7 protein-coding genes and 1 tRNA gene are annotated in these 6766 nt (G+C 29.8%); 1 reads left to right on the top strand and 7 read right to left on the bottom strand.

The genetic code is table 11. From position 1 onward, the window contains the following. Positions 1 to 71 precede the first annotated feature (71 nt). From C3E89_RS01815 to dnaX, 7 genes are all read right to left on the bottom strand, one after another. Entirely contained in the window at positions 72 to 395 is a 324-nt protein-coding gene (locus C3E89_RS01815; protein WP_236910788.1) for a hypothetical protein, read from the bottom strand. A 112-nt stretch (positions 396 to 507) separates the two neighbouring features. After that, complete coding sequence (locus tag C3E89_RS01810; RefSeq protein WP_236910787.1) at positions 508 to 1029, bottom strand: VanZ family protein; 522 nt, start codon at positions 1027 to 1029, stop codon at positions 508 to 510. Between the two features lie 58 nt (positions 1030 to 1087). Next, complete coding sequence (locus C3E89_RS01805; RefSeq protein WP_236910786.1) at positions 1088 to 1528, bottom strand: DUF3908 family protein; 441 nt, start codon at positions 1526 to 1528, stop codon at positions 1088 to 1090. A gap of 21 nt (positions 1529 to 1549) precedes the next feature. Beyond that, positions 1550 to 2521 (bottom strand): toll/interleukin-1 receptor domain-containing protein, encoded by a 972-nt coding sequence (locus tag C3E89_RS01800; protein WP_236910785.1) that lies wholly within the window; start codon positions 2519 to 2521, stop codon positions 1550 to 1552. A gap of 1316 nt (positions 2522 to 3837) precedes the next feature. Beyond that, positions 3838 to 4437, bottom strand: a complete 600-nt coding sequence (recR, locus tag C3E89_RS01795; protein WP_236910784.1) for a recombination mediator RecR — start codon at positions 4435 to 4437, stop codon at positions 3838 to 3840. A gap of 16 nt (positions 4438 to 4453) precedes the next feature. Further along, the gene (locus tag C3E89_RS01790) at positions 4454 to 4789 is read right to left on the bottom strand and encodes a YbaB/EbfC family nucleoid-associated protein (protein WP_236910783.1); all 336 of its coding nucleotides are present in this window, start codon (positions 4787 to 4789) and stop codon (positions 4454 to 4456) included. Positions 4790 to 4809: 20 nt separating this feature from the next. Then, positions 4810 to 6423, bottom strand: coding sequence for a DNA polymerase III subunit gamma/tau (gene dnaX / locus C3E89_RS01785; RefSeq protein WP_236910782.1), 1614 nt, complete (start codon positions 6421 to 6423; stop codon positions 4810 to 4812). A gap of 243 nt (positions 6424 to 6666) precedes the next feature. Here dnaX and C3E89_RS01780 point away from each other — a divergent pair. Next, positions 6667 to 6759 (top strand) — tRNA-Ser (locus C3E89_RS01780). Positions 6760 to 6766: the final 7 nt, after the last annotated feature.

The following is a 6766-nucleotide window of genomic DNA, read 5'->3' as shown; positions in this document are numbered from 1 at the left end:
AATTTGACGTTTAAATTCTTCTGGATATCTTTTACCTTTACCTCTCAATTTAGACAACCTCCCATTAATTTTTATTTTACTAAATTAGTGTGCGATTGTACAAATAGGTTAGGGGGCTTAATAGATAACTTCATAACATTTTTTCCAAAACCTTTACCACATAAAGATGGCTTTAGACCAATGCCGATAAAGGCTTTTTCTTTAACTTTTGTTAATCTACCATAGGCAATTAATTGATTCTCCAATAATATTGCTATAAAATCAGATTCTCTTCTCTCTTTTATGGCTAAGTCCCAACCATTTTCAACTACTACATTCCAATCTGACAAATTATATATAGAATACTCTTCATCGTACTTCCAACCACAGATTTCTTTAGCATAATCTTCACACAAATTCGTTAAAACATAATTACTTATGTTATTCCCCCTTGGATAGTGAATTGATTATCTATAATTACGACATATTTTATAAACGATGTGTAATAAATCCACATTGTTTATAAAATTACTGTTCATTTAATATCTTAAAAATAATTGGCTTTAAAGTACTAAAAAATAAATATCCTACTAAACCTCCAAATGTATTAGTTATCAAATCAGTAACATCGAATGACCTTGATGCTAAGCCTCCCCAAAATGCACTTAATAACTGAGTACTCTCAATCGTTAAACTAAAAAGAAAAACCACAGTAACTGTTTTTAGAATACCCACTTTCCTTATAATTGGATATAAAAATCCGAAAGGTATCATCATGATAATATTTAAAAATATTTCTCTAACAGCACCATAGTAATTTAACCTTAAATCCCTAAATGGAATAAGATTTACAGTTTCTAGAAATAAATTATTTGTTCCATTTAAAAATGGTATAGGCAATGGCATAAGTGTTACAAATAGAACCATTACAATATAAATGTACATAAGTGTATTAATTATTAATGTTTTTTTAGGCTTTTTATTCCACTTTTTATAAAAAAACAAAAAGTATATCAGTACTAATATAATGAAATTTATTAAATAATCCATTATGTTTTCCTCCGTATTATATCAATTAACATATGACACATAAATCTACTATTGTGACTTAAATATTTTTATCAATTATTACTTTTATTATTTCTTTTATAACTTTATTAAATTTATTTTTCCAACTGAAATTTGTATCTACCAAACTATCGAAAACAATAACTTCATCATTATAGAACTTTAATGTTAATTTATAGTAGCATTCTTCATCATATGTACATTCACATATAAAATCTTTAAGGTCTTTTAGATAAAGTAGTTTTATTTCAATTTTGTTATTGTCTAAAACTCTACCTCTCAAAATTTTTCTTTCTAAAAATACATATATTTCTAAATCCTTATCATCAACAAACATATTTTTAGGATAGAATATACTTACTTTGTTTGGGTCAATAAATTCTTCTATATTACGAAAGATTGCACTATATTTTCTGGCTTTTGGGTCATGATATCTATGACCTTCAAAGTATCCTCTAACTTCAAAATAATCTATAATCAATCATTGCACCTCCTGAAGCAATTATTTAATAAATTGTAGAATTTGCTTCCATATTTCAATTGAAATCTCTCTTGCACTTTTTACATCTCTATTTCCAAACATATTCATAGTCATTTTCAATGTTAATTCCTTCTTTTCGGTCAACTCACATATTATCATTTCATTGCTGGAGTTATCACTATCAATACCAAACCTACCATATGATAATAATATATTTTCTTGCTTGGAGAATCTACTATCTAACCATATTTTTATTGCATGTTTTTCCATATCATTGATATAAAATCTTATAATATGTTTTTTATTTGTTACAACATCTATATCATAATCAAAACTAAAATTTTTTTGCTTAGTTTGTTCTGCTAATTCTGTCAAATAGTCAATAATCTCAGAATAACTATCCTTCATAAATTTGTTTTTATCCCTATCAGTTATCTCTCTAAAGTTAGGTATTAAAACATCGTCCACAACTGTATCTCTATGTAGTGTTTCTCTCGTTATCTTTCTCGGTTTTAGAGTAGGAATTGCCCCTAAGGGTTCCATTTCAATTCTATCAACTTTTAATATTTTATATTTTAATTCTTCGAATCTTTCATCAAAATCATTATCATCGGAGAAATCAATATATGTCATTCCTTTTAAATAAAACGGGATAGCCCTATTTTTATCTCCTTTAAATCTCATGATTGGTATCATTTTTTCAATATTTTCTACCATATTATTAATTAACAACGATGTTTCATACCCTACTCCCCCTTTAAACTCATTTGCTTTCTCAGCATACTTATCTGTTAGGATAACTAGGGTAAAATCATTTCTCATTATATTTTCTATCATCATTCTATTCAGATTAACAGTACCTCTTTGGGTAATAAACTCATCAAGTGTAGCGTCTATTCCATTTCTCCTTAATTCATTGGCTAGTGCTATTACCCATTCTTTATGTCTTGGGTTGTCCCAACTATAACTAATAAAAACCGTAGGATTTTTCATTTTAAATACCTCTACTAATTTATTTTTTTTCTGTATTTATAATAACATATAATTCCAAATTTTTCTGTCTAATTACTACTTTATTTTAATTTTAATAGAACTTCTCCTCTGACGAAAATAATTTTCTAATTCTGAAATTTTCACCATATCATTTTTATAGACAGAATTATTCGCCATGTTATATAGCAAAAGTAAATAATGTTCTTTGATGAAATTCCTCTAATATTTATGCCATTTAGCCTTAAAATTGAACTAATTCTTGTATTCCCAATACTTTTTCTTGTTACTATTAATCTTCAATGCTATAACTTTATTTTTATTATAAAAGAACTTTACCATCTCTAAAAATACCTTTTTTATTTCCAGAACTTATTTTTTAAAATTTCTGAAACAAAAACATACCAAGTACTTATAAAAAATAAATATAGTCCTAACTACCCTTCCCTTTTATAACCATCTCCCCTGTCTTTTATATACTCTATCCCCATTCTTGTATCAAGAAATGTGGGTAAAACCTTAATCTAATAACTTTATTTTCTTTCTGCAACTACTTTTATGCAATAAAAGGACTTTTCTGTTTCTAGTTTTTTTACTGCATCATTTTTAGAAACAGAAAAAAAGGCCTATGTTATATAATAAAAGTAAATAAAGTCCTTTCACAAATTTCCTCTAATACCCATATTCATTCAATCTTAAAATAGAACCAAAACCTGTATTACCAATACCTCGCCTGACTTCATACTCCTTCTAATACCACAACTTTATTTTATTTCTACAACAACTAATTAAGCCCTAAGTTCCAGCCAAAATATTTCCTATTTTCCTAACCCCTATTTCCTTAATCCTAACTATGTGTTCATCAAACAAACTCCTCTAAAACTTCAAATAAAGTCCTCTCTCTCATGCCCCTCAACCCCCTAGAAACTCTAACTTGTTATTCTCTTCCATTTTCCCTTAAATCCCCTTTCCCCTTAAACCTGCCCTTATAAAGTCCTTACATTTTTAAATTTTCACCCAAAAAACCGAAAATAAAGTACTTATAAAATGATGTTCTAGAATGAAGATGAATGAGTGGTTTTTATCCATTTCTCATGTCCATTTTCTTTTCTAATTAATCCCTTAATACATTGATTTATCTGAACCTTAGCCTTGTATCTATTTTCTTTTCTAATAAAAAATCAAATAAAAAACATGGCTTAACCGAGATTCCCTATCCCTTTTAAACCATGTTTCCTAACACTACTTTATTTACCTCACTTCAGACATTTGCAAAATGAAAGAACTTTATTTTATGGGGACAAATTTGAAGAACTCTATTACAGTTCTCTTCTATTCTCCATAGCTTTAGAAAGAGTTACTTCATCAAAATATTCTAAATCTCCTCCTACTGGAATACCATGGGCTATTCTAGTAGTTTTAACTCCTAGGGGTTTCAGTAGCTTTGCAATATATAAGGCTGTAGCCTCTCCTTCTACTGTCGGGTTTATAGCTAATATAACTTCTTCAACTTCTCCATTATATACTCTATTTAGTAGTTCTTTTATCTTAATCTCATCTGGCCCTATATTTTTCATAGGAGAAATTACGCCATGAAGCACATGGTATAATCCATTGAACTCCCTAGTTCGCTCCATAGCAATTATGTCCCTAGCACCTTCTACAACACATATTGTACTTTGGTCTCTTCTTTCATCTTTACATATATCACAAAGATCATCGTCTGTTAAATTACAACATTGATTACAATAATGTACCTTTTCTTTTGCATTAGTAATTGAAACAGCTAATTTTTCTACCTCCAAAGGTTCCATTTCTAAAATATAAAAAGCCAATCTTTGGGCTGTTTTTCTGCCTATGCCTGGAAGTTTGGAAAACTGTTCAATTAAATTTGCAATAGGCAATGCATAATAATCCATCTACATCAACCTTTCCTTAGAACAGTCCAGGTATGTTCATACCTCCTGTTAATTTGCCCATTTCTTTAGCCATCATCTCTTCTGCATTTCTTAATGCTTCATTTACAGCTGCTAGCACTAAATCTTGTAACATTTCTACATCCTCCGGATCTACTACAGATTCGTCTATTGTAATTGAGAGAATCTCTTTCTTACCATTGGCTTTTGCAATAACTGCACCACCGCCTACACTAGCTTCTACTTCTGCCTGTTCCAATTGTTTTTGCATCTCTTCCATTTGTTTTTGAACTTTTTGCATTTGCTTCATCATATTCCCCATATTCCCCATTCCTGGAAATCTACCTTTTGCCATATTAATTCTCCTTTCAATTTTCATTCTATTTCAACAATATTTTCCCCAAAGAAGTCAACTACTTCCTGGATTGTGTCTTCCTCTTCTTCCTCCAAATCTTCCACTTGACCATCTTCCATGATGAATTTTATATTAATATTTTTATTGAAATAAGAGGATACAACTTTTTCAACAAGTTCTTTATTATTGGGTCTTTCCATAGCTTCCCTGTGAATGCCATAACCATCCTTATATCCTATAGAAAGGCTGTTGTTTGAAAAGGATACTAATCTCCCTTCCTTTAAGAAAGCATGGGTTCTGATATTGTTCTCTTTTACAATTCCCATAATTTTTTCCCATTCTTTTTTTATGGTATTAAAGGATAATTCCTTCCCATCATCAACTATTTGAAGGGGCTGTATATCCTTTGGTTTCTTTAAATCCTCTTTTTCTTCTATTTTTTTCTTTGGTTTCTCTATTGCCTTAGTTTCTATTGATTTACCAATATTAATCTTGCCATTGTTAATTATGGTCTCTAATTTTTTAATTCTCTCCTCTAAGCTAGCTTGCTCTTCTAAGTTTACCAGTTTTATAGCTGCCATTTCAAGTATTATTCGCGGTTGGGTAGCCCATTTTGCCTGATTTTCACTTTTATTCAGTGTATCTAGAGATTTTAAAATAAGATCTAATGAAATATTTTCACTCTGCTTAATATACATTGAAACTGTTTCATCGTCCATATCTAAAATATCTGCAGAATTATTAGAAGTTTTTACAATTAAAAGATTTCTAAAATGATATATTAAATCCTTTATAAATTGGTTTATATCTTTTCCCTGCTGAATTATCTGGTCTATTTTTAATAATAGGTTCTGTATATCTTTTTTCTCTATATCATCTACTATGGAAAATAGTAAATCTGAATTAGATATTCCTAATATATCTAATGCATCTTCATAGGTTAGTTCCTTGTCTTTATAGGATATACATTGATCAAGAAGACTCAATGCATCTCTCATAGCTCCATCAGAATTTCTTGCTATTAAACGTAAAACTTTCTCCTCTACCGGTATATTTAATTCGCTACATATTTTTTCCATATTAGCAACGATATCTTTGTTTAATATTCTTTTAAAATCAAACCTTTGACATCTGGAAAGAATAGTTTGAGGCAACCTTTCCATTTCTGTAGTGGCTAATATAAATATTAAATGTTGAGGTGGTTCTTCCAATGTTTTCAATAGAGCATTAAATGCCCCTTTCGATAGCATATGAACCTCGTCTACTATATATATCTTATATCTTGCCCTAGAAGGAGGGTAGACTACCTTATCCCTTAATTCCCTTATATCGTCTACACTATTATTGCTTGCTGCATCCATTTCAATAATATCCATTATAGACTCATCTAATATTCCTTTACATATTTCGCATTCATTGCAGGGATTACCTTCTACTGGGTTTAGACAGTTTACTGCCCTGGAAAATATTTTAGCAGTGGAAGTTTTACCTGTACCTTTAGTACCTGAGAACAAATAAGCATGCCCAATATTTCCCTTTTGAATTTGGTTTTTTAATGTTGTCGTTATATGTTCTTGGCCTAATACTTCATCAAAAGTCTTAGGTCTATATTGTCTATACAGTGCTTGATACATAAAAACCACCCTTATATCGTTTAATACATATATTATACCAGAAGGAAGGAATAATTACACTAAATTAATAGTGTAGACTATAAGGTTCAAAACAGACTAAATATATTTACTCATCATCTTGATTAAAGCCGAGAATTTAAACCTTTATCGTTTTTTCATAAAAGTTATGGTTGACATATGTCAATATTTTAAGTATAATATAAATCTGTAAAGAATAAATATTGTTCCATATACAATACTCTTGGAGAGGTGGCTGAGTCTGGCCGAAGGCGCACGACTGGAAATCGTGTAAACGTGATGAGCGTTTCGAGGGTTCGAATCCCTCTCTCTCCGCCAATATAAT

The organism is Clostridium sp. Cult1, assembly GCF_021655095.1.
In the GTDB taxonomy this organism is placed as follows: Bacteria; Bacillota; Clostridia; order Tissierellales; family Tepidimicrobiaceae; genus Schnuerera.
The sequence above is the reverse complement of the archived record's forward strand: the minus strand, read 5'-3'. Positions and strand labels throughout refer to the sequence as shown.